24 protein-coding genes are annotated in these 24,360 nt (G+C 38.0%); 12 read left to right on the forward strand and 12 right to left on the reverse strand.

Features of this window, described 5'->3' with window-relative positions; translation table 11 throughout:
• Together ACOZBY_RS00470 and ACOZBY_RS00475 are read right to left on the reverse strand one after the other, a co-directional pair.
• Entirely contained in the window at positions 1-1,443 is a 1,443-nt protein-coding gene (locus tag ACOZBY_RS00470) for a RecQ family ATP-dependent DNA helicase (RefSeq protein WP_422761217.1), read from the reverse strand.
• Positions 1,444-2,472 carry a helix-turn-helix domain-containing protein gene (locus ACOZBY_RS00475; protein ID WP_036165957.1) on the reverse strand — a complete coding sequence of 343 codons (1,029 nt, stop codon included), beginning with the start codon at positions 2,470-2,472 and terminating at the stop codon, positions 1,444-1,446.
• Between the two features lie 106 nt (positions 2,473-2,578).
• Here ACOZBY_RS00475 and ACOZBY_RS00480 point away from each other — a divergent pair, with 106 nt between their 5' ends.
• The 3 genes from ACOZBY_RS00480 (at position 2,579) to ACOZBY_RS00490 (ending at position 4,486) form a co-directional block, all read left to right on the forward strand.
• Positions 2,579-2,827, forward strand: coding sequence for a ferredoxin (locus ACOZBY_RS00480; RefSeq protein ID WP_004232564.1), 249 nt, complete (start codon positions 2,579-2,581; stop codon positions 2,825-2,827).
• A gap of 128 nt (positions 2,828-2,955) precedes the next feature.
• Positions 2,956-3,555: a hypothetical protein gene (locus ACOZBY_RS00485; RefSeq protein ID WP_230584359.1), complete on the forward strand. Its 600-nt coding sequence runs from the start codon at positions 2,956-2,958 to the stop codon at positions 3,553-3,555.
• A gap of 148 nt (positions 3,556-3,703) precedes the next feature.
• Positions 3,704-4,486: an enoyl-ACP reductase FabI gene (locus ACOZBY_RS00490; RefSeq protein WP_012293591.1), complete on the forward strand. Its 783-nt coding sequence runs from the start codon at positions 3,704-3,706 to the stop codon at positions 4,484-4,486.
• A 53-nt stretch (positions 4,487-4,539) separates the two neighbouring features.
• Here the strand turns inward: ACOZBY_RS00490 and ACOZBY_RS00495 are convergent, their stop codons facing one another.
• Positions 4,540-5,265: a sulfite exporter TauE/SafE family protein gene (locus ACOZBY_RS00495; protein ID WP_422761220.1), complete on the reverse strand. Its 726-nt coding sequence runs from the start codon at positions 5,263-5,265 to the stop codon at positions 4,540-4,542.
• 24 nt (positions 5,266-5,289) lie between these two features.
• Positions 5,290-6,495, reverse strand: a complete 1,206-nt coding sequence (locus ACOZBY_RS00500; RefSeq protein ID WP_207889758.1) for an MFS transporter — start codon at positions 6,493-6,495, stop codon at positions 5,290-5,292.
• A gap of 300 nt (positions 6,496-6,795) precedes the next feature.
• Between ACOZBY_RS00500 and ACOZBY_RS00505 the strand changes: the two genes are divergently transcribed.
• Positions 6,796-7,620, forward strand: a complete 825-nt coding sequence (locus ACOZBY_RS00505; RefSeq protein ID WP_012293588.1) for a methyl-accepting chemotaxis protein — start codon at positions 6,796-6,798, stop codon at positions 7,618-7,620.
• Between the two features lie 15 nt (positions 7,621-7,635).
• Complete coding sequence (locus ACOZBY_RS00510; protein WP_099806161.1) at positions 7,636-8,181, forward strand: GNAT family N-acetyltransferase; 546 nt, start codon at positions 7,636-7,638, stop codon at positions 8,179-8,181.
• A 379-nt stretch (positions 8,182-8,560) separates the two neighbouring features.
• Here the strand turns inward: ACOZBY_RS00510 and ACOZBY_RS00515 are convergent, their stop codons facing one another.
• Positions 8,561-11,350 (reverse strand): S-layer homology domain-containing protein, encoded by a 2,790-nt coding sequence (locus ACOZBY_RS00515; RefSeq protein WP_422761223.1) that lies wholly within the window; start codon positions 11,348-11,350, stop codon positions 8,561-8,563.
• A 416-nt stretch (positions 11,351-11,766) separates the two neighbouring features.
• Here ACOZBY_RS00515 and ACOZBY_RS00520 point away from each other — a divergent pair, with 416 nt between their 5' ends.
• On the forward strand, positions 11,767-12,648 hold the full coding sequence (locus ACOZBY_RS00520; protein ID WP_422761225.1) for a tyrosine-type recombinase/integrase: 882 nt from the start codon (positions 11,767-11,769) through the stop codon (positions 12,646-12,648).
• 416 nt (positions 12,649-13,064) lie between these two features.
• On the opposite strand, the gene ACOZBY_RS00525 is transcribed toward ACOZBY_RS00520, so the two are convergent.
• Both ACOZBY_RS00525 and ACOZBY_RS00530 read right to left on the reverse strand, forming a co-directional pair.
• The gene (locus ACOZBY_RS00525) at positions 13,065-14,618 is read right to left on the reverse strand and encodes a flotillin family protein (RefSeq protein WP_012293584.1); all 1,554 of its coding nucleotides are present in this window, start codon (positions 14,616-14,618) and stop codon (positions 13,065-13,067) included.
• Between the two features lie 15 nt (positions 14,619-14,633).
• Entirely contained in the window at positions 14,634-15,164 is a 531-nt protein-coding gene (locus ACOZBY_RS00530) for a hypothetical protein (protein ID WP_036161135.1), read from the reverse strand.
• A 386-nt stretch (positions 15,165-15,550) separates the two neighbouring features.
• Here ACOZBY_RS00530 and ACOZBY_RS00535 point away from each other — a divergent pair, with 386 nt between their 5' ends.
• Positions 15,551-15,922: a hypothetical protein gene (locus ACOZBY_RS00535; protein ID WP_012293582.1), complete on the forward strand. Its 372-nt coding sequence runs from the start codon at positions 15,551-15,553 to the stop codon at positions 15,920-15,922.
• A gap of 87 nt (positions 15,923-16,009) precedes the next feature.
• Here ACOZBY_RS00535 and ACOZBY_RS00540 read toward each other — a convergent pair whose 3' ends face one another.
• Positions 16,010-16,744 carry a hypothetical protein gene (locus ACOZBY_RS00540; RefSeq protein WP_012293581.1) on the reverse strand — a complete coding sequence of 245 codons (735 nt, stop codon included), beginning with the start codon at positions 16,742-16,744 and terminating at the stop codon, positions 16,010-16,012.
• A 157-nt stretch (positions 16,745-16,901) separates the two neighbouring features.
• Between ACOZBY_RS00540 and ACOZBY_RS00545 the strand changes: the two genes are divergently transcribed.
• The gene (locus tag ACOZBY_RS00545) at positions 16,902-17,096 is read left to right on the forward strand and encodes a hypothetical protein (protein WP_036165948.1); all 195 of its coding nucleotides are present in this window, start codon (positions 16,902-16,904) and stop codon (positions 17,094-17,096) included.
• A gap of 117 nt (positions 17,097-17,213) precedes the next feature.
• Here the strand turns inward: ACOZBY_RS00545 and ACOZBY_RS00550 are convergent, their stop codons facing one another.
• The 4 genes from ACOZBY_RS00550 to ACOZBY_RS00565 all read right to left on the reverse strand — a co-directional run bounded on the left by ACOZBY_RS00550 (position 17,214) and on the right by ACOZBY_RS00565 (position 21,346).
• Entirely contained in the window at positions 17,214-18,005 is a 792-nt protein-coding gene (locus tag ACOZBY_RS00550) for a GNAT family N-acetyltransferase (RefSeq protein ID WP_031417944.1), read from the reverse strand.
• Positions 17,998-19,800 (reverse strand): ribosomal protection-like ABC-F family protein, encoded by a 1,803-nt coding sequence (gene abc-f, locus ACOZBY_RS00555; protein ID WP_422761229.1) that lies wholly within the window; start codon positions 19,798-19,800, stop codon positions 17,998-18,000. The genes ACOZBY_RS00550 and abc-f overlap by 8 nt, the downstream gene beginning before the upstream one ends.
• A 104-nt stretch (positions 19,801-19,904) precedes the next feature.
• Positions 19,905-20,045: an RAxF-45 family protein gene (locus tag ACOZBY_RS00560; RefSeq protein WP_012293577.1), complete on the reverse strand. Its 141-nt coding sequence runs from the start codon at positions 20,043-20,045 to the stop codon at positions 19,905-19,907.
• Positions 20,046-20,317: 272 nt separating this feature from the next.
• The gene (locus tag ACOZBY_RS00565; RefSeq protein WP_422761231.1) at positions 20,318-21,346 is read right to left on the reverse strand and encodes an AbrB family transcriptional regulator; all 1,029 of its coding nucleotides are present in this window, start codon (positions 21,344-21,346) and stop codon (positions 20,318-20,320) included.
• A 223-nt stretch (positions 21,347-21,569) separates the two neighbouring features.
• Here ACOZBY_RS00565 and ACOZBY_RS00570 point away from each other — a divergent pair, with 223 nt between their 5' ends.
• From ACOZBY_RS00570 to ACOZBY_RS00585, 4 genes are read left to right on the forward strand one after another with little or no spacing between them, the layout of a single operon-like run.
• Positions 21,570-22,019, forward strand: a complete 450-nt coding sequence (locus ACOZBY_RS00570) for a LytTR family DNA-binding domain-containing protein (RefSeq protein ID WP_031417941.1) — start codon at positions 21,570-21,572, stop codon at positions 22,017-22,019.
• Position 22,020: 1 nt separating this feature from the next.
• Positions 22,021-22,425, forward strand: coding sequence for a DUF3021 domain-containing protein (locus ACOZBY_RS00575; protein ID WP_422761233.1), 405 nt, complete (start codon positions 22,021-22,023; stop codon positions 22,423-22,425).
• 5 nt (positions 22,426-22,430) lie between these two features.
• Positions 22,431-23,351, forward strand: coding sequence for an ABC transporter ATP-binding protein (locus ACOZBY_RS00580; protein WP_036165936.1), 921 nt, complete (start codon positions 22,431-22,433; stop codon positions 23,349-23,351).
• Positions 23,351-24,226: an ABC transporter permease gene (locus ACOZBY_RS00585; RefSeq protein ID WP_197150403.1), complete on the forward strand. Its 876-nt coding sequence runs from the start codon at positions 23,351-23,353 to the stop codon at positions 24,224-24,226. Before ACOZBY_RS00580 ends, ACOZBY_RS00585 begins: the two co-directional genes overlap by 1 nt.
• Positions 24,227-24,360: the final 134 nt, after the last annotated feature.

Genomic DNA, 24,360 nt, shown 5'->3' on the forward strand with positions numbered 1-24,360 from the left:
CTAATTACCCAGTAATAGTAGCTGCAATCGACGTTCCCACGAAATCATTTCTATTTTTTTCTCTGTTGTTAAGCGTACTTTCTTGATTTCATCATAATGGATTCCACAATTTTCACAACACTTTTCCGGTTTTTTTTGCAATTTTTGCCCGAAATACCCGACAAGATGTTCACGAATACAGTCTTTTGTCTGTATAATCTTCAACATTTCATCGACTGCACGGTATTTTTCTAGGGCTAATTGATTGAGGCGAGCCTTTACTTGCTCCTTAGTTTCTTGTTGCATCCAATAGTCCAACACACGAAATGCTGTCTCTCCTAATTCTCCATTTTTTAACATCTGTGCTGGTAGTACTTGCTGAGAAAGAAGCTCCTCATAGCGATCAACATGTTGAGAACTCGGAAGGTCACCTGTCACAACGAACTTCGCCAGCTCTTCATCACCATCACAATAGAGTAAAATGGCATGTGCAGGTTCACCATCTCGACCTGCTCGACCAATTTCCTGCATATAATTTGCAATATTAGCAGGCATTGATTCATGAATGACCTGACGAATATCTTGTTTATTAATCCCCATACCAAAAGCATTTGTTGCCACTATCCAGTCCAATTCACCATCAATAAACTGCTGCTGAATAAATTGGCGATCCTCAGCCCCATAGCCTGCATGATAGGCTGCAGTACGAATACCTACTTGTAAAAATGCCTCACTATACTGATGCGCTCGTTTGCGTGAGGAAACATACAGTATACCTGGGCCAGCAGTTGCTTTGACATGTCGCATAAGCCAGCTCGCTTTATCCGCCTTATCCTCCAGAACAATGCGTCCTAATTGAATATTGGGCCGATCAACATTATACATAAATTCAAATGGGTCCTTTAACGATAATGTTTCTCGAATATCTTGCATAACCTTACTTGTTGCAGTGGCGGATAGTGCTAGCAATGGAGGTCGATTGTGCCTCGATAGCCACTCACCTATCCGTAAATAATCTGGTCGGAAATCATAGCCCCATTGCGATATACAATGTGCCTCGTCCACTACGATTAAACCTAATTTTACCTGTGCTAGTTTCTCTTGAACCTGCTGCTGAAGTAGCATCTCTGGCGAGGTAAAAATGAAACGGTATTGTTCTAAATAATGTAATACATATCTTTTTTCTGTGATGGATAAAAAAGAATTTAAAGCGACAACCCTCTTTTCCCCAAAACGTTTCAATTCCTCTACCTGATCTTGCATTAATGAAAGCAATGGCGATACAATCAGCACTGGCTTTTCTAAAATATAAGCTGGTAGCTGATAGCAAAGTGATTTTCCCATTCCTGTTGGCAATAAGGCCATTACATCTTTCTCTTGAAGTATTGCTTCAATGACTTCCCTTTGCCCTGGTCGAAATGATGAATAACCAAAATGTTTATGCAATAGTTCTTCCAGTTCCATTTATACTTCTCCTTTCGCAAGGACAAGCCTTAATTGAAAATAACTCAATTCCTTTAAAGCCTCATGTAAGATTTTCAATTTTTTCGTTTGATAATGCTTTGATGCCTGCCAAACTTTTTCAGCTTCCTCATATGAGACGAATGGACCAATGGAAAAGTTCGGTTCATACATCGCTAATTCCACAAAGTGGTCTTCAATAGTACTTTGCTTCAGTTTTCTTATTTGCACTATTTGTTCAACTGAATATCCCTGTTCATACAATTGTGCTGTTTGCTGTGCGGAATCGGTTAGCAATATTTTCACCCTTACTCCTTGTGCCACTTCTTTAAGCAATGGATAATCATTGTTTTGTTGCACTTCGTTTAATAATTTATGTAGTGTTTCAATAAAAGCTAATTGACTATCTAGCACAGACTCCTTCCGTTTATCGGCAAGCTGCTGCCATGTCCAACCAGGCAAACGATACCCACTTAATCGATAAAGGACAAGCTGTTTGCTACCATCTGAAACTGGAATATTCTTCAGCACGCTGGTGCATTCATCTAATAATTGCTGTTGTAAATGACCTTGTAGATAATGATGATTCTGCAAAAAGGATCGCACCCAATTTTGAATATCAGGATCTCTACTGATGGGTGAGAAAGAACGAACAGCTGCAGTTTGATACGACAAACTTTGCACAATTAATGAAAGACGTGCAAAAAACACATGCTCATTTCCTCGATAATGCCATCCATCAAAGAAAAATGTCGGGGTTTGTTGCGCTCGCTGCAAACCTAGCTTTTCCATGTAAAAGTGACCAGATTCCTGCACTTTTAGCCAACTATATTGCATAAATAACGTTACCGCCTCATCAAAGGTAGTCCGTGGTAGTTTAGGTAATAAACCAAAATATTGATGCAACTGAAAAAGGCCAATGTCTTGAATAGTCTGACCTGACCGCTTTCCTTTCAAGACGTGATAAGCAGCCGAAATCGTCCGTTCCTTATTGAGTTTTTGAAAGATTTGCAATAGAATTTGATGAAACATTGACGCAAATTCCTCCAATTTAATAGTATTTAAGTTGAAATGTAAGATAAACATCTTTAAAATGAGTATGAAGCTTTGTAGGAACATCGTTAAAGGAGAGAAAAAAATGGCTAAATACACAATAGTTGATAAAGATACATGCATCGCTTGTGGCGCATGTGGAGCCGCAGCGCCAGACATTTATGATTATGATGATGAAGGTATTGCCTTCGTTATTTTAGATGATAACATGGGAACTGCTGAAGTGCCAGAAGATCTATTAGAAGATATGCAAGACGCTTTTGAAGGGTGTCCAACTGACTCTATCAAAGTAGCAGATGAAACTTTTGATGGTGACTCATTAAAATTCGAATAGTCTTCAATATGTATGTACACCCAAAAGGCATCCTTCAATGGGTGCCTTCTTCATTTGGATGAAATATTCTACTAACTTTTGCAACAAGATTATCAATCATATGCTATACAGACCAATCTATTGGAGGAATGATGATGTTTGAGCAGTTACAAGTAGAGCATAGTTTATTCCATATCGATAAAGAGCATATCAATCAATTTAAAAAACTCGCGGCAAAATGGCAAATAATTTTTCCGCAGGTTTATGCGAAATGTTTGAATACACTCGATTCATGGGCCATTGTGTTAAATAATTGGTTTTTTTTTAAATCTCAGCATACCGATGAACTGATTCTCAATCCTTCTAAAGCCATCTACTACTCTATCAATACATTTTTGCTGGAAGAGCTCAAAAAAATTCAAATAATTCAAAAAATAAATCAATGTAATAATGACGATTTACAATACTTTGCTGCGTTTCAGTTAGGAAATGCCATCGATTTATGGGTTTATAAGACGGTTGGAAAAAGTACTGCGGCCGATTTATTAAATTCTCAGGAAGACAAACCTTATTTTCTCGCATATTTAGATGATGGGTTTCAAACGGACAACACGCCTTTCCATAGAGACCAAACAAGAGCCATCAAAATACTTGCTCAAACAATTCGTAACCACAATTGCTTTAGAATCACTATCAATAGTGCTGTTTATCAAGCAGTAGATATGTATGAAGATTATGTAGCTAATTAGTATGCCATTTCATTCGTCTCTCACATAGTAGGGATGAATTTTTTTTGCCCGATAATCGGCTACTCTATTGCAACGTTTTTTTATGTATGATAAGATTTTAGTAGTTGGTACTAATAACAGATATTATCTCACAAAGGAGTTCTTTATAATGATGGATAATTTATTACAATTAAAAGATAAAAATATTGTTGTCATGGGTGTAGCGAATGATCGTAGTATCGCATGGGGCATTGCAAAACGTTTATTTGATGTAGGGGCAAACGTTATTTTCACTTATCGTCAAGAACGCTCATTGAAAAAATTACAAAAGCAATTAGACAATATGGGTCAAGCTGATTCTCTTGTTGTTCAATGTGACGTTAATAGTGATGAAAGTACAAAAGCAGCATTTGATGAAATTGGCTCAAAGGTTGGCATTATTCATGGTATTGTGCATTCAGTAGCTTTTGCTCACGCCGAAGATTTACACAACCGCTTCCTAGAAACAACACGTGAAGGCTACGCATTTGCACAAGATACAAGTGCCTACTCTCTAATTTCAACAGCAAAAGCCGCTCATCCATATATGACAGAGGGTGGCTCGATCGTTACAATGAGTTACTTAGGTGCGGAACGAGTGCTTGATGGCTATAATGTGATGGGTGTAGCAAAGGCTGCATTAGAGGCTTCTATGCGCTATCTTGCTGCTGATATTGGTCAAGACAATATTCGCGTCAATGCTATTTCAGCCGGTGCTATTCGTACACTTGCTGCAAAGGGGGTTCCTTCCTTTAATACAATTTTACACAAAATTGAGGAAACAGCTCCTTTAAAACGAAATGTTCAACAAGATGAAGTAGCTGATATGACCATTGTTATGCTATCTCACTTATCACGTGGTGTCACTGGTGAAACTATTTACATCGACGCTGGCTACAATATTATGGGTTAACTATAAAGAAGGACGGAAGATAAATACTCTCTTCCATTCTTCTTTTTTCTTTATCATATCGTCCCAATACTTTGTATGAATAAAATCAGACCTGCTGCTACTAAAAGAAGATAAATCAATGATCTAGATAGCTTTTGATTGAGCCTAGTATACAACATTTGTCCCAAAATCAAACCGATGAAAACAATAGGCAAGGCATACAGACTATAAATCCACACTAGTGTACTTGTGCCCTCAACAGTAACTTGAGATAGTAAACTAATAAGATAGATAAAAATATAATAGGCTAGTGAAATAGCTCTAATGGTTTCTTTATTTTGATGCGTGCTCGCAAAATACATCAACAATGGCGGTCCTGCCATACCAATACTTGTTGTAAACATTCCTGAGATTAAACCAACGCCATAATCTCTACCACTTGTTTGTTGAATAGAGAAATTTTTCATCAATAAAAACGTAAGGCCAATTAAAAGGATGGCGATTATAAGTTTAAATGTCGTGGCATCAACTAAAGCAAATACAATGCTACCGAAAGGAGCACCCACAACACTACCAATTATAATCCTCTTCAGCAAAACGGTATCAATATCATGCCTCACCCTCCAAATTAGAGAACAGGAAATAACAAGGGACAGTACGATATTTATTTGCATCGCCTCTTGCGGAGAAAAAAGCAACAATAAAAAAGGGGTGGCCATAATAGAAAAACCAAACCCCGTACTTGTTTGCAAAATGGAAGCTGTTAGTATAATAAAAAAGTACAAAAGTAATTCCTGCAAAACAACACCTCACATCATTTAATACTATAGAGTGGTGGTAACATGTTGCTTAGCAATTAATTCCTTCAATAAGAAAGATAACACGCAAGCAATTAGTAAAAATAAAGCAATCATGGCGACCACACCTATCCAGCCATATTTCACCCAAAAAACACCACCTACTGTCCCACCAACACTCGAACCAACATAATAAAAAAATAAATAAAGGGATGATGCTTGTGCTTTATCATGTGTTGCCCGTTTACTCACCCAGCCACTTGCGATAGAATGAGCAGCAAAAAAACCAAAGGTAAACACCGTAATGCCTATAATTTTTAAAGTAAGGAGCCCATTGAGTGTTACAACGGCTCCTGCCAACATGATGGCAATGGCTAGTAATAGCATTTGTTGGCGTCCGTAACGATCGGCTAGACTACCAAACCAAGCTGAGCTTACTGTTCCTACTAGGTATATAACAAATATCCAACCTACAATGGTCGCGCTCAAATTATAGGGAGGGGCCATTAATTTAAAGCCAATATAGTTATAAAGTGTGATAAAGCTTCCCATCAGAACAAATCCTATACCATATAGACACAACATAGAAGGGTCCTTCAGATGTTGCCACAGCGTTTTAGTTAATGCTTTTAATTGTAAAGGACGAGGGCTAAAATGCTTAGAGCTTGGCAGCATCCAGACAAACAACACACTGACAATAAGGCTGATTCCTCCTAGCACCATCATCCCTACATGCCAGTTATAATGGTCCGTTAATGTCCCAATAATGACTCGTCCACTAAGTCCTCCTACAGAATTACCACTAATGTATAGACCCATGGCAACCCCTAAGCTTGCTGGTTCCATTTCCTCGCCTAAATAAGCCATGGCAATTGCCGGTAAACCTGCAAAAACGATTCCTTGAAGCACTCGCAATACTAAAATTATTTCAAAGTTTGGTGAAAACGCAAGTGCCACTGTCAATACAGAGGCTGCAAAAATAGAAATCGTCATCAATGATTTTCTTCCCCATGCCTCAGATAACGAACTAATAATAATTAAACTCACTGCTAAGGCAAAGGTAGTGACAGAAAGAGATAAACTTGCAACAGCTGGCGACACGTGAAACAAATCTGCAAATGTCGGCAGTAATGGCTGTGTTATATAGAGGTTAGCAAAAGTAATAAAGCCTGCCAAAAATAAGGCCCAATTTGCTTTACGAAACGCTTTCGTGCCCTTTTGTATATATTCCATGACTCTCTCTCCTTCAGCTCTTCAGCATTTCTACTATTATTTTAATACAATATTTTGCAAAACACACGACCTCTCCGTCAAAAAATGGACAAATCCATCGTCATTTTCACTAAAAAAAGTAAAATTTAATTGACATTTAAAAACAATCCAATTCTCTTTCCAACGCTATTTATAAAAAGGAATTTACTATTTTGACTTGGCAAATATTATGCTACAGTAAAGGTAATCATCTAGAACCATTGTCACAATGAATACAGATGACACAACCATTTTTCATTGACTAGACTTGGAGGAATTTTTATGAAAATTATCGAAGCTTTAGCCCTTGCAGCACCTTATATTCACCTTGCATTAAAGCAAGAAGCCATTGTAGCTGTTATTGAAAAGGACAGTGAAACAGTCATCAAGTATTTAGCAGGTAAACGTGTAGATTCAGGCTATCATGATGGACAAAAAGTAAATGCTAATGACCAAAATGTTTACATTGCCTTTAACGGACAAAATGCAGATGTGGTTATACCGAAGGATGTTTACGGCGTAGCAATCAATGCTTTTTCATTCCCCATTCGCGAAAATGGTTTAGTAGTAGGTGCCTTAGCGTTTGGCCTACCAATAGATAATGAGCTTAAACTCGAAGATTATATGAGTACTATGGATAATATTGTCAATAGCCTACAGGATAAAGTACATACAATTGCTTCCCATTCAGAGGAATTAGCGGCGACTAGTGAGGAAATAAATAAGCAGGCACAGCATGCCCTAGAGGATTCAGAAAAAACCAATGCCGTAACGGATTTAATTAAAAGCATTTCCCGCCAAACCAATTTACTTGGCTTAAATGCATCCATAGAGGCCGCTCGCGCTGGACAACATGGTGCTGGCTTTAATATTGTGGCACAGGAAGTTCGAAAATTGTCCTTTGAGACATCTAGTGCTACCGAAAATATAGAATCCTCCTTACGTAATATTAATAGAAATCTTGAAAACCTAAAGCAAAATATGGGACAAATTAATGATGCCACGAATGAGCAAGCACAGCTCGTACAAGATTTTAGCGAAATTATCGAAGAGCTGACAGTGCTTAGCCGAGAAATGAAAGGCTTTATGCATGATGCACTAAAATAGAAATGAGGTGATGAGATGGATATTTACATTAATGATGATTTATCTTTACGTACAATTACCCTAGAGGATGCAGAAGCAGTTTTTGCATGTACCGATGCTTCAAGAATGTATTTAAAGGAATGGCTACCATGGCTGGACTATACAAAGGAAGTAGCAGATACAAAAGCCTATATAGAAGGCTGTATCAAGGGGTATGAAGCGAATAATAGCCTTTCTCTCGTCATTCTCTTTAAAAATGAAATTGTCGGCATCGCTGGCTTTAATACTATTAATCCCACTAATAAAATCGGCACGATTGGCTACTGGCTTAGTGAAGGTGCACAGGGGCATGGCATTATGACCAAAGCTGTAAAAGCTCTATTACAATATGCCTTTGAAACATTACAACTTCATAAAGTGGAAATTCGTGCTGCTGTTGGCAATGAAAAAAGTCGCGCAATCCCAGAGCGCCTTGGTTTAATGAAAGAGGGCACCCTACGAGCAGCAGAATGGCTTTATGATCATTATGTGGATCATGTTGTATATGGCATGCTCCGAAGTGAGTGGCAGCAACAAAAATAACAAAGCGACCTGATGAATCGATTCGGGACTAACTCCTATATAAGACAGAGATCAAAAAGATCATTCAATCGTTGCTGGTAATGAATCGGCGACTGGTTGTTTCGTTTCGCTTATATTCGGTTACCGTTATTAAAAATCAAATAACTTTTGACAGTTTGTTTGACAATTGCCGTCGTACATTTTCCCGATTCTCTATAACTTACTTTGCCATTTAAATAACGTAAACAGCTTCTAATTTTTTATTAGCCGTATATTTATCCATAAAAAAACTGCGCTTCTAATTGTTAGAATGTGTCTAACAATTTAGCGCAGTTCACTTTTGAATATAATTAGCCAGATAAATTTCCCCTATACAAAATAATAGAAAATACTTCCTTTACTATTTCCACAGCTCAAAGCCGTTATCCTTACGCGTGTAGCTATGCTCTGTAGACGCTTCTATGATGTAGCAATACGCCCAATGTTTTTTATTTAAATCCTTATATTGCACTGCGTCCGATGGGATATCGCTAAGTTCGATTTTGCGGTTTAACATGTTGTTAATAATTTTCACCACTTCAGCGCGAGTGATTGAACTTGCCGGTCTAAAGCTGCCGTCAGGATAGCCATTTATCCACCCCTTAGTATACGCGCTGTCAATATACGCTGCCGCCCAATGGTCGATTGAGACATCTTTAAACGAAGTGTTTTCGTTTGTTAATAGGTTATCAAATCTTGAAGCTATGGCTGCAAATTCCGCTCTTGTAATTGTCTGTCTAGGCTTGAACGTGCCATCCCTATACCCCACCAGTATGCCTTGACTTGCAAGGTAATTGACCGACTGTGCATACCATGTGTCGCCACCGACATCACTGAATGTTCCATTTACAGCAATATTCTTATTTTCGTCTTTTATCAGCCTGAAATATATTGCCGCCGCTTCCGCTCTTGTGATTGAGCTTCCTGGCTTTACGCTGCCGTCAGGGTAGCCGTTAATATACTTGATATGTTCACCAGTTTCAAGCTCGGGGATAGCATCTATGTTCTTACTATAGAAGAATACAACCTTGTTTTCACCTGCTTTGAACGTTATCGTTTCCGTCTTTTTACTGCCCGTATCCAAGTGATAACCCTCAATAGCCAGGGCGTTTATCGTTTCTGTCGTGCCGACTATCACACTTGAACTTTTACTATAGATAATTTCTCCAGATTGCTTGTCTATGCCTTGAACTAGTAATGTCGCCGAAGGTGCTCCACTGCTGCTATTGTTATTGTTACTGTTACTGTTACTGTTATTGTTATTGTTACCACTGCCACCTTTACTTGTCCATTTTGCATATAAAGTAATGTTGTCGGTAACAGTATCTGTATCAAATTTCCATGCATTAGTTAGTGTATCTTCTTTATACCAACCGCTGAACGTATACTCACTTTTGATTGGTGGCGTTGGCTCGGTTATAAGGCTACTTCGAGGAATGTCCGTTTGTTCTGCCACTGCAGAACCACCGTTGGAATTAAAGTTTACTGTATAAAGTGACTTTGTCAAATATTTAAATCCCACACCTACAATATCGCTTATTGTTTCAGTAGCAGTGCTCATACGGTAATCTGCCGGGTAGATTACTAGGGCTTCATCATTAAAAATACTGCCTTCGTTTCCCCAAAAACGTGCTTTTCCCTTGTTAGTCAATAAAAACGGTTCCAAAATTAAAGGATTGGCTAGATTGATAGTCACAAAGCTTGGATCGCCTGTCGTTTGGGCGTAGAAAACGCCTCCCGATATAGTGTCGATTTTTGCAGGAGAGGTGCTACTTAAAGTAGTTGAATTGATTGCATGGAAGCCGCCAATGAAAATGCCGCCAGAAATCATGTTTACCGTCGTTTCATTTAGGAAAGCTTCTCCAGATGCGCTGACACTGGTAAATTTGCCCCCACTGATGAGCTTGATAATAGCATTGGGATGATTCGACGCATAGTTCCAAAGGGCAATAGAATCTCCGGTGATTTCTGTATTACTGCCGATTTCATTAATCGTACCAACATTCAGAAGGCCAACGTTTGTCGAAGTAATAATGGCATTGCTAATGATATCAATAGTTCCACCAATATCATTTTGAAGCCCAGCTTCTCCACCTAAAAAGGTTCCACCACTAATCTTGTTAATAAAAGCGCCGTCTTCTAGTAGCAGAACACCAATCTCTCCATCAAAAGTTCCGCCAGAAATTTCACCGATACCTGATGGGTCGCCCAATGCTACAATGTCAATGCCTCTTCCATAGTAATTTGCAGTAAGCTTGGTATAGGCACAAATAAATCGACCACCACTAATTTTTCCAATAGTTCCACCACGAAGCAGGCGAAGAGCAGCAATCTCTTGTTCCGCAAAAAAATCCCCGTTGGATATCTCACCAATTTGTGCCTTACCATCCACCTGAACGTTCGCCCACCTCTCTGGAGAAGCAGCTAAATTTCTGAAGGTGCCGCCCGAAATTAGATTGATTTTTGTATCTTCGTCATACATATATAACGAGTGCGTTTTACCAATGATAGTTCCGCCACTGATTTCCTCCAGCCTGGCACCATTCGTCATCGAAATGGCGATTGATCCAGAAGATTCCAAATGTCCGCCGGTTATTTTTCCAGATGCCTTCGGATCGTATAAATCCAGTACCATATTCCGAGGCCCAGTCGCTAAAAGCTTTGCTCCGTTGTTTATTTCAATATTCCCATTTGCAACGGTTATAATTGTTCTCTGGGGACCTGAAAGTGTAAGTACTTCAGTATCCGAGCCCCCTCCCAAAGTCAAATCAAAGCCATCCTGAACCCTAAAATTAGCATTAATACCCAGTGTAACCTTGTAATTTCCACCGCTAGCCAGTAGCGTAATATCTTTCATAATTGAAATCGCAGAGGATAGATTTATATCTTCTGTTACAGCAATCGTATCATTGTCCTGTGCTGCATTTATCGCCCCCTGCAGCGTAGCATATGTTGCGCCATCCACTCTAGGAGCGGTGTCGTTGGAAACTATACTAGGTGATACAAACAGTGTAGCTGCGCTATCCGCATTTACCGACAACAAAAACTGCGGCATGAGTGACAAAAACATTATCAAAAATAACAGTAGTGAAACCGTCCACTTATTGCATATTCCTTTTACAGTACCGGTTATTCTTTCAAAATAGTTCATCTTTCATTACCTCCAATTTGTTAGTAACTTCCTAAAGGTACAACTTTAAATTTGAATTAATATTACTTTGGTGATTTATTCTGTTAAAAAAAGATTGTCTAAGTATGTGTTAAAATGCTTCTCCCTCCCAGCCCCACCCCTATCTTTACTTACCAATCTTTTTATTTTAGTTGCGATAAATATAATTATCGCAACCAAAAAAAGCTTACAAAATCCTTCTAAGAAGGTGCTTTGCAAGCTTTGAGATTTTTTTGTCGATTTTTTTCGAATAATGAAATAATATAAGGTTTACTATGCTCATTATAGTTTATTATAAAGCTAGTAGTTGCGATAATTATATTTATCGCAACTGTGTTGTAAATTGTAATATTTGCTGATATACTCGTGTCAAAGTCAAAAAGGAGTATATTATTTTTATGCTAATAAACACGTTAAAGGACTTTTTGCCTAAATTCATTAAACATTTAACATATGATGAATACGCAAAAAATAGTATTAGAAGCTATCAAAAAGATATTTTAAAACTGTTTGCTTTTTTAGAGAAAAAAGACGGAAAATTGCAAAAAGAATATTTAATAGAGTATAAAAAATTATTGGAAATAAGATTGAAACCTTCAAGCGTCAATCGCAGCATTGCGGCGGTCAACAAATTTTTTAAATTTATAGGGCTGGATGATTTCACGCTAAAGGCTATCAGAATTCAAGAGCAGACAACTGCTCAACATGAGCTTACCCAAAAGGAACTTGACAAGTTAATTGAAAGCGCCTTCACAAATAAAAAGACGAAAATCGCGATGATTATGCTGACGCTTGCCTACACAGGAATACGCATAGGGGAACTGCAGTTTATCACCGTTAAGGCTATCAACAGCGGAAAGGTTCTTATTAAGAATAAAGGAACTGTACGCACGATTGTAATACATAAGGACTTACAAGGTTATTTATCCTTATATTGCAGGGAAAAAAATGTGAAAAGCGGTATCGTTTTTACGGGCAGTAAAGGCAGCCCAATAAGCCGTTCCTATATTGCACGTGCAATGAAAGAAGTAGCAGAGCAATGTGGAGTTGATCCAGCAATGGTTTTCCCCCACAATCTGCGGCACTATTTCGCTCGAAGCTTTTTAGACTGCGGCAATCCACTGTCGGATTTAGCAGATATTTTAGGACATAAAAGCATTGACACCACAAGACGGTATTTAAGAACCAGTGCTGAAACAAAACAAAAGCAGTTGGCAAAGCTGAAAATCATCCCGAACTGGCAAAGAAATTACGGGTATTCTCAGGAAAAAATAATGTGACCACTTGTAAAATTGAATATAAAACGAAATTAGCGCAATTTGAAAGGATTGGGCTTTTTTGCATAAATATGTGGATATGGAGTTTCCATTAGGTAGAGAGTGATTTTTTTTGGTGCATCCCTGAATGCTATTAAAATTTTTTATTAACGTCCTTATTGTAAAATGAAATATTTCTCTTAATAGTATATTTTTTAGGTGTTCTGTTGATTTCATTGCCAAGATACCAATACATCGGAAATTTTTTCCTGCTTCACTTAATGTGTTCTTTTCCTGATATTTCAAACTGCATCATTAGTGAAAGAACATTTTGTCATAAAAAAATCCCTATTAGATAAACAGATTTTTTGATCTGTCTACCTAATAGGGAGCCTATCACAATTAGAGCTGCAGTTTTTCTTTAAGTAAATTTAGGTTGATTAGGATTGCTCTACAGTCTCTTTTGTTTCGACAGCCTCAACAGGTGCCTGCTTTTTTTCTAAGCCTAGGGCAATTTGCTCTAATTCTGGACGCAATGTATGCTTACCAGCATAGCTCTCGATCAGTTCTTTCACATCAATGCCAGAAGTTTCTTTCAATGTCTCTTGTAGTGTAGACATTAAATTAGTCGCATAGGACGTTACTTTATTTGCGCCACTACCTTCCCCACCACCAGTATCAACGACTGTAATCTTATCGATATTACCAAGTGGGCTCGCTAGCTCTTTTGCATATTCCGGCATCATGCGCACAACCATATCCAGTACAGCTGCTTGACCATAATATTCAAAGGCTTCGGCAATTTTACGTTTAGCTTCAGCTTCCGCAAGACCACGAAGACGAATAATATCTGCCTCTGTCTCCCCTTGTGCTCGTTCTGCATCAGCTTTAGCAAGACCATCCATTCTGATTTTTTCCGCTTCTGCTTTTGCTAAGGATTCAATACGGTATTTTTCTGCATCTGCTTGTGCAAGCTCTCGCATTTTTTCGGCAGCTGCATTTTGTTCCACCGCATAACGATCAGCGTCAGCCTTTTTCTTCACCTCAGAATCATATTGCTTCTCACGACGTAGAATCTCTTTTTCTTCTAATTCAATTTGCTTTTGACGCTCTATAATGCGAATTTGCATTTCTTGCTCCGTTACTTCCTGTTTAGCACGAGCTGTTTCGAGCTCATAGGCTTGGTCAGCACGCGCTTTTGCTATATCTTGCTCACGACGGAATTCAGCAACCTTTAATTGATTTTCTTTTTCCGCTTCCGCAATTTCTGTCGCACGCTCTAGTTCTGCCTTTTGCGCTTCCTTCGATGCTTCTGCGCGTTTAATACGTGTTTCTTTTTCCGCATCTGCTGTCGCAATATCAGCATCTCGTTTTACTTGAGCGATTCTCGGTTTACCGAGTGAATCTAAATAGCCATTTTTATCTCGTACATCCTTGATCGTGAAAGATACAATCACAAGACCCATTTTAGCTAAATCCTGAGAAGCAACACGTTGAACCTCCTGTGAGAATTTATCACGGTTTTTATAGATTTCCTCAACCGTCATGGAGCCTAAAATTGAACGTAAATGACCTTCTAACACTTCACGTGCTTCCCCTTCACGCTCTGCCTTTTGCTTTCCTAAAAACTGCTCTGCTGCCGTTGCGATTTCAGAGATAGAGCCACCTATTTTAATAATGGCTGTACCATCAGCCATTACCGGAACACCCTGCTCCGTATACACTTCAGGCGTTGTCACTTCTAGTTTGCTAGATAGTAAACTTAATGGCTGTGCTTGCTGGAAAATAGGGAATACGAATGTACCGCCACCGCGAATAATTTTTATACGATTCCCCGACTCATCTTTATGTACATTTTTAGAGCCGAGATAGCTACCCGTCACAATCAGTGCTTCATCAGGACCTGCTGTTTTATATTTTGATACATATAAACCTACTAGTGCTATTAATACAAATGCTACAATTCCTAAAACGATTAAAATTTCGATTGACATAGACTCATCTCTCCTTTAGACAAATTTTTTCTCATATGTTCTGACGAAAAGCGTACCATCCTTCACATCCACGACAAGTACGGTTTCATCATAGTCAATGGCTTCATTATCATAGCCTGTTGCCCGCTTCGAAATCATACCACTTGTGGTTTCAATGACAACCTCTCCAAAGCCATCTACAGGTATGGGTACAATGACTTTTCCCAATTGTCCACCTAGTGATTCTTCCGTATAAGCCAATGAAACATCTGCTGACCGTAGTGGAACGAGAACAAATAAATAAAAAAAAGTACTTAAAATAGCGCCGATGATACATGCAGCAATAATGTTCCAAACGCTAGAGAACCAGGCTAGTTTTTCTAAAATAAATCCTGCTGCAGACATCAATGTAATGAAAGAAAGAATGACACTCGGATTAAAAATGGGCAGTCCTTCCCCAATACCTTCAACTGCATCACCAAAAAACATAACTAGTATTGTGGCAAGACCAGAAAAAATCAAAACCACCAAAAAGATTTGCTCGAGTGAATAGCCAAATAGCGTCAAGTTGCTCACCCCTTTTCATCATATTACCTACTATACGGATGTCACTTAGAAAAAGTTTCAAAAATTTTCAAACTTTTAATATTCCCCTATTTTTACATATTTATAGTGACTAAGTGCAATGTTATAAAAGTATAGATGGAGTGGGTAGAAAGGAAGCTTCTATTCATCATAAAGAGTACCTGGAGATTATAAAATGGAAAGCGCAAGATTCATTCAGCTTCTAGTATTATTTTGCTCTTTCACCACAGACTACAAAATTATTGAGGGTTATCTTGTATTATTTTTACTCTATTTATAATTTTCCCTCTAATATAACATAAATCCATTCCCATCTAATAGAACCATGTTACAATAGAAAGGAATTATGGCAACTAAGGAGATATAGCATGAAGCTCTCGACGATCTTAAATTTCTTTATTCTAGTATTTTTCACATTATTATTTGTTAATGATTTCTTCCCTGACACAACGATTGCAACGATCTTGACTAAAAAAATGATTCTTCTTATATTAGTCGTGCTAGTGATCATACAGCTTGCCTTAGATAAAGGTCGATATAAAAAGATGTCTAAGAAGGCCTATATTGGTTTGACTCTGTATACAGTTGGTTTATGGATTGTATTGACTTTGCTCGGTGGACAGTCACAAATTGGTTTATCATTTACTAGCCCACTGTTCTATATCATTATCGTATTGCTTGGGCTGGATTTATTACGGATTTCCCGCCAAGCTAAGCGCGATCAAACCGAGGAAAAATAAAGAATGGGCTCATCGGCTTGAACTGCCACTTGCTCATACATAAAAAGCATGTCACCGACTGGAATTCCAATCGGTAGACATGCTTTTTTAAGATTCTAGTACATTTAAAATCTCATCCAATTCATGAACGGCTAAATCTAGGCGTTCCTTTGCCTCGATATTTTGTTGTTTTAAATGATTAAACTCTAATAAATTGTTTTCATGCTTTAATTTGATAGAAGATAAGCGTTCAATTCGTGTTTCTACCTTTTCTATTGCTTGCTCACAGACTGTTGTCCAGAGCTTTTCTGAATGCTGCATTTCCGTTGTTGATGGGTTATGCTGACGCATAATTCGTGTGTAAATGACTTCTATTTGCTCGATTAATTCTGTATAAAAATGACGTTCAACGCGAGTAGTTTGGAATGTTGGATGCTCTACCTCTTTTGCATATGGTGTAATTTGACGTAGGAGCTTTCCAGCATTTTCCCCGAAGGCATGCGATAAATTTAAAACATTCATTAGTTGCAGCAATAAACGGATTTCTTCAAGATTAATCAGCTGTGAATCAATGCTTTCCTTTAATTTTAAGGATTCCATATAACGGCGATCAAAATGCTCAATTTCGCCGTTGCGTTGCTCTACTAGATGTTCACTTGCATTGTCTTTTAAGCTTTTAATATAGCGAATCGCATGATTTTTTAGCTCTTCTGGTGACAGCAAGTTGTCATTGTCTTGTTGTGGTTTTCCTCGTTGAACATACGCAAATGCATCCATTTTTTTGGGCCATTTTGCTGCTGAGGTTTCTTTTGAGACATTATAGCGTATATAAATTCCGTGCATTCCATATCCTCCAAGTCCATAAACAAGTATCTCTAAAGACAATAAATCGAATACGGTATTTTTTCAAGTAAAAAACTTATAATCCATGAAAATTCCTCTTTTATAAGAATAAAACAAATTTCCTGAATAGTCGATACTATTCAGGAATTTTACTAGCTTGCATTCAAAATTATATCCTTTGACTAGTTTAGTACCTGCACCGATATATCATGGCGTAGCTATTAATAGGGAGGAAGATTTCGATGTCGTAATGAGCTATCGTGCAACTGGTGAAACAAATTTTGACCTTTTAAGAAATCGACCTGTTGTGAAAGAGATTCAAATTGATTTGACCGAGCTCATGGCCGATTAGCTGTTATAACAGACCATGACCCAAGCGTCATGTAATTATAATTGGCAAGTACAGTTCTAAAAAACCCGCCAACTTCTAAACCTTACAGGAATTTGGCGGGTTGCTATTTATGTTAGTTTAAGAATTTTCTCGTATATTTTGAATACTTTTTCCTTCTGTAAATGCATGAATGGATGCAATGGATCCAATTGATTTAAAATTTGCCCTATCATAGACTTTAGCAACCTGATCGTTAATTGGCCATATCCATAGCTGCTCGAGCTTTTGATTCACTGATTGTTGTTGGATATGCTGCAACATATAGCCGATTAAACCACGTCCTCGATAGCTTTCAATGGTTGCTACACTCTCAATTCTTCCTTGCTTTCCTGACACAAACATACTAGCCGTACAGCATGGCACCCCATCTAGTTTTAATAAATAGTACGTAAAGCTTGGCGAAGAATAAGCTTGCTCAAAGGCCATTTTAATTAATTCAGGATCTCCAAAGGCAGAAATGCTCATTTCCACTGCCATGGCTTCGTCTATATTTACATCTGTTACTCGTTCAATTTGGATGGCTGGATGTGGTGAGAGTTGACTAAACTCACCATTCCAACACTGAATTTCATTGACAAACTGCTCATACTGAAAGCCATGCGTCTCTAAAGCCTCCATACATGCTTGATTGTCCTCAAGATTATATAAATACAACCGCGGGATAAGCGACTTAGATTGATAGAACATTTTTATATCTTGTAAAAACTGAGCAGGATTTTCAATCTTTCGCCAAACATGTGCATGATTAGCATCATAATAAGTTGGGATTGCCTTATTGTAGAATAAAACTCCTTCTTGACATACTTCCATCTCACTAAAACTCTTTACATAATCTATATCAAGCTGCATAATGCGTTCTAAATTAAGCATGTTCCGTTCCCTCTTCCACCCATTTTTTATATAATTCCTCTATGTGCTGTTCCAGCTTTTGCCGTTGCTCTTCAACAAGTGAAGGTTCCTCTAGTTTTACCTCTAATTTTTCAATTTGTTGTTCAATGGATAGCTCTTTTTTGACAGGTTGTATTTTAGGCACCCGTTCATTTACAACTTCTTTTTTCTTAGAGAGTTCCTGTAGCTTTTGTCTAGCCCACTCGTAATCTCCTTCAAACACATGAATAGTTTGATCCTTTAGCCATGCTGTTTTTGTAAATATTTTTTGTAAGAAATAGCGGTCATGGGACACACCAATAATAGTTCCTTCAAAGGATTCTAGCGTTTCCTCCAATACTTCTCTTGCTTCTATATCTAAATGGTTCGTTGGTTCATCCAAAATGAGCACATTAATATCCTCATGCATTAATTGAGCTAATCGAAGGCGCATTTTTTCTCCACCGCTTAAATTCTTCACTTGTTTGAAGACATCATAGCCATAGAACAAAAATCGTGCGAGAATATGGCGCGCTTCAGCCTCAGACACCGCTACATTTTCTCGAAAGGCATCAATTAATCGGATAGCTGGATTTTTATGTTCAAACTGTTGAGACAGATAGCCAATTTTCACATTACTGCCTACGTGGCAAACACCTTGGTTAGGAACGACCTCCCCTAACATCATTTTTAATAAAGTTGATTTACCACTACCGTTGCTCCCAACAATCGCAAGTCTTTCTCCAAAATAGATAGCCAGATTACTGTCTATCAATAAAGGCTTATCATAGCCGTGGTGTATGTCTTGTAATTGTACTACCTCTTTGCCGCTACGTTCAGCCATCGTTAAAGCCAGATTCATTTTCTTTTTTGAGAGTGGCTTCTTCACCCGTTCGATACGTGCTAATGCTTTTTCCATACTTTTTGCACGTCTATGCATAGAAGCATTTGGTGGATTTGCTTCATTAGCCCATTGTTTTAAGCGTTTTATCGTTTCTTGCATTTTCTTAATTTTCTTTTGTTGCTCTTCATAATCAGAAAATTGTTGTTCGATCTTTGCCTCTTTCTGCGCAAGAAATGCATCGTAATTACCGCTGTACGTAAATGCCTCTCCATCTTCAATTTCAATTATTTTATGTGCAATCTGATTCATAAAATGTCGGTCATGAGATACGACAATAACAATCCCCTCAAAGCTGCGCACATAATTTTCAAGCCATTCGATCGCCTGCATATCAAGATGATTCGTTGGTTCATCTAATAATAAAATAGCTGGCTGGCTCAATAAAATTTGCCCTAGCATTACCTTCGTCTTCTCGCCTCCACTTAAACTACTAAACGGTTGCGCCAACATTTCCATAATACCTAAGCCATTAGCAATCATCGCTAATTGGGCTTCCACCTCATAGCCCCCCTGTAGCATGAATTGCTCCTGCACTTGCCCATATTGCCATAAAGTTTTATCCGTTACGGTTGACTGCATTTCTTGCTCCAGTATCGTCATTCTAGCCTTTAATGCATAAATATCAGCAAATGCCTCTTCTAATACTTCCTTCACTGAATGTCCTGGATAATGTGGAATTTGATGTAAATAGCCAATCGTGGCATCTTTACTTTTTATGATACGTCCTCGATCTGGCATATCTATACCCGATAGAAGCTGCAATAAAGTTGTTTTACCACTACCATTTACCCCAACAATCGCAACATGTTCACCACTATTTACTTCTAGTTGTAAATGCTCAAATAATATATTGCCACCCATAATTTTTTGTATTTGCTCAGCTTTCATTTGCATCGTTTTTTCCTCCAATGAAACGCGCGAAAACATCTAGTCAACACAAAAAAGACTGCTCATTAACAAGCAGTCTTCTTCTCATTAAAATGTGTGAAAAAGAATGGTTAATTCGCTACGTTTGTTATTTGATTTTGCTTAAAAATGGACAGACCTATCCCGTTGTTCGCAAAATCGAAAGTAATGACGCGTGCAAAATACATAGCCGTATCCACTTTTACACATGCGTCCGTAGCGTTTTTATTCATTCTTTTTCACCTCCGTTCGTTATAGTTAAACATATAATACCATTTTTCAGATTTTTTGAAAAGGGGCTAAATTAACAATCGTTTTATTTTATAAATATACAAACTGGCAATCTAGTTATATACCAGTAAAAAATAGTAATTCATTTAAGCATGGATGCTATTAATAGCGCAGCATTACTGCTAACAGCGAATGCCGAAACATTGCAGGATTTAATCCATCAATTGAAATATAACCAGCAAAAAAACATGAGGGATTAATTGATAACTATCCTTCATGTTTTCACTTTTTTTACAAACATTTTGACGACAGGCACAAGGAAAATTGAAATCACTAGGATTCGGAAGAGTTGAAAAGCTGTGACGATTGTCACATTGGCATGTACAGAAGCCGCAATAATCCCCATTTGATCAAGTCCCCCAGGCACAATACTTAAAAAGCCTGTCCTAAAGTCGAGACTGTATAAACTTTTCATTAAAAATGTTAAGCCATACGCTGCCCCTATATAAATGCCAGCTGATACAAATGCATAAAAAATATGCCTCTTTGATAAATGTAGATCTTCTTTTTTCAACAATAACCCGATATGGATTCCAACCATCAATTGAGCAATATGTAGAAGAGATATGGGTATTCTAGGCACTTCTATCCCCACCATATTAATACCCATCAATAAAAATACGGGGCCGAGCATATAACCTGTTGGAATTTTAAGCTTTTGAGCAATCCACCCTGCTAAGCCACAAACAATTAGTATACCGACAAGGCCCCATGTATACATTCCGTTGCTCATAGTGCTGTTTCCACCAACATCTGTCAACATGAGCGGGACAAAGCCGACGATTAAAAGAACACGGAGGATTTGAAAGAATGTAATGACCACCATATCCATATCGCCTTGCTCCTCAGCAAAAGCCACAACCTGTGCCATGCCACCAGGTACACAGCATGTCAATGCCGTTGCAAAATCCAAATCTGTACGTTTGGCTACTAAATAACTGACACCAAAAAATAACAATATAAAAATCACATTTAAAACGACGATACTCCCTAAAAAAAGCTTAATATCCTGCACCGCTTCTGGAGTAAAGGCAAAGCCGATAGAATACCCTGCTACGATTAAACCAAAATTACGGAAGGAAGAATGCCATCTCAATTGTACATTGGTCGACAATTGCACGATAAGTACCGCTGTAATAGCGCCAAGCAACCAAGGCATTGGTATATGAAGTAGTTGAAAAACGACAGCACCTATGAGGCCAATGCATAATGTAATCAATATATGCCTACCAAAAACAAACATACTAGCAACCCCTTACAACTAGATAACTATATTATGACGTTTCTTAACCTTTTTTTCTATTGAAGCGACTTTTGTATGGTTTGCTATCGTTCAAAAATGACCTCTTATCGATAAAATTGAACCTCTTATCCAATAATTTACCTTTGCTAAAATTTTCTATGCTACATTATTATTACCTGATTCAGCGTTTTCTCCTTGATGGGGAAAGTAAAGGAGGTCTCCTATGAAAATTCATTTAACGATTCACCATGAACTTGAAGAAACAGAGGTTCATATACATGCGAAAGAATACAACGAACAAATTGAAAGACTCATGCAGCAATTACAAGCGTCCCAAACTACTATGCTAGATGGGTACTTTCAACAAGAAATTCATCTACTAAAAATTACTGATATTTATTCCATCTATGCAGAGGATGCCAAAGTATTTTTACAAACGAATGAGCAAGAGTTTGAGTCTAAACGAAAATTATATGAACTAGAGGCACAGCTTTCAAAGGACTTTGTACGAGTAAGTAAATCTACACTTGTCAATATCCATAAAATCTCCTCTATTCAAATGGGCAAAATCGGTACAACACAATTACTGCTTGAAAATGATGTAACCATTCATGTTAGTCGTAAATATATAAAAGAATTGAAGCGACACTTAGGTATTGGGAGGGATCTATAACATGAAATATATAAGCATGATGATTATCGGACTACTCATATCCCTTAGCTCTTCTTATGTCTTAGTGACATTTAGCGTCCTATCAAATAATGCGATGGTGTCCGGCACAGAATTACTGGAGCAAACTGTAATTGCAGCCATACTTGGCATTGCCATCGGACTTATATCTGGTATTTTTGAGATTGAATCAATTCCTTTTATGGCGCAGCTACTCTTGCATTTAATCGCTGTGACAATCTGTGTTTTAATTGCTGGCTATTTTGGTGGCTGGTTTATGCATTCTGGTGTGAAATATGTGCTGCTTTCTGAAGCCGTTATTTACATCATCGTTTGGTGTATTCTTTATATCCTTCAATTAAATGATATTGAAAAAATAAATCGAGAAATCCGAAAGAGAAAGGAATAATCTAGATGACCTTCGCGGTAAAAGTTGAGAATTTATGTAAACAATATGGTGACCACCATGCGGTTAACGACATTTCATTCACAGTTGAACGAGGTACCCTCTTTGCTTTTTTAGGAGCAAACGGTGCTGGCAAATCGACAACAATTGAAATCCTTTGTACTTTATTAAAAAAATCCAGCGGCAATGTCACTATTAATAACTTTACACTAGATGTCAGCAATCATAACGCAGATATCCGTAAATCCATTGGTGTTGTGTTCCAACAAAGCCTATTAGATGATCGTTTAACTGTGCAGGAAAACATTCTACACCGAGGCAGAACCTATGGATTGTCAAAAACACAGCTTGCTGAAAACTATCAATTTGTTTCCTCCTATTTGCATTTAGAGGATATAGAAAAGCAAAAATATGGAACATTATCAGGCGGTCAAAAAAGACGAGCAGACATTGCACGTGCACTTATTCATCGTCCAACTATATTATTTCTAGATGAACCTACAACTGGCTTAGATCCACAAACACGACAATTAGTTTGGCAGGCCATCAAGCAGCTCCAACTCGAAACGAATATGACTGTGTTTTTAACAACCCATTATATGGAGGAAGCAGCAGTCGCCCATCAGGTCCTTGTATTAAAGGCAGGAAAAATTGTCGCACAAGGTACGCCTGATGCGTTGAAAACTAAGTATGCCTATGACTCTATGGCCGTTGTTTTCAATAATCCAATAGACGGTGTTAAATGGCTGGAAGAACACGCCATTTCCTATACCGAGAAACAGGAGATCTATACAATCCGTTTGGAGTCCACCCTACAAGCTCTCTCCCTTTTAAAGAAAGCGGAGCCACTCATCGCCTCCTTTGAAGTGATTAAAGGAACGATGGACGATGTCTTTCTTCATATTATGGCAGAGGGGGATGTTGCATAATGGAAGCCTTAATGAGCTTAGTACAACGAAATAACAAAGTATTTAGGCGAGATAAAACACAAGTGTTCTTCTCTCTACTATCGGTGATTATCGTCATTGTGCTTTACGCCGTATTCCTCCAAAAAATGCAAGTAGATGCCATTGAACGAATCACGGAAGCCACACCTGAAGTGATTACCATGGTGAACGAATGGGTTGTAGCAGGGTTACTATCGATGATTGCCGTTTCAACAACACTTGGTGCATATGGTATTGCCATAAAGGATCAGGAATCAAAGGCAATGGCCGATTTTTTAACTGCCCCTCTTTCCCGCGCCACAATACAAATGAGCTATGTACTCAATGCATTAATAATTGGCAGTATTTTTTCCTTTATCGCACTAATTGGCTGTGAAATTTTTATAGTAGCAACAGGTGGTAAGCTTTTAAGCCTAGCGCATTTTGTTCAGGTACTTGGCATTATCTTATTATCTGTCTTACTCGCGAGTGTCTTGAATCTTTTTCTTTCGTTATTTGTATCGACACAAAATGCCTTTTCAACATTAGGAACTATTGTCGGTACATTACTCGGATTTTTATGCGGAGTCTATGTCCCACTCGGTGCACTACCAAGCTTTGCACAAAATTTAATTATGTATTTTCCGGTTAGTCATACTACATTACTCTTACGAAACACATTTATGGAAAGCTCCATTACCAATGTCTTTGAAGGTACACCGGTCTCCTATGTGAATGACTATAAAATTAATTATGGTATTGTCTATGAGCTTCATGGTAATACCCTTCATGCCTCAACGAGCATCCTCATTATCGTTGGTACAATACTCATCCTAGCAATTGCCTCCCTCCTTTTGTTTAAAAGAAAATATAAATAAATAGTTGCCAACGTTTTTACACATCGTTTAGAAAACGATGTGTTTTTTATTGCTTTATAACAAACAATTTGTTATTTTAATAATAAATAAGCAAACAAATATAAAAATCGTTTGTTTTTAACGGAGGATTCCTA

Origin of the sequence: Lysinibacillus sp. NPDC056220, from assembly GCF_049315265.1 — a bacterium.
GTDB lineage: Bacteria > Bacillota > Bacilli > Bacillales_A > Planococcaceae > Lysinibacillus > Lysinibacillus pinottii.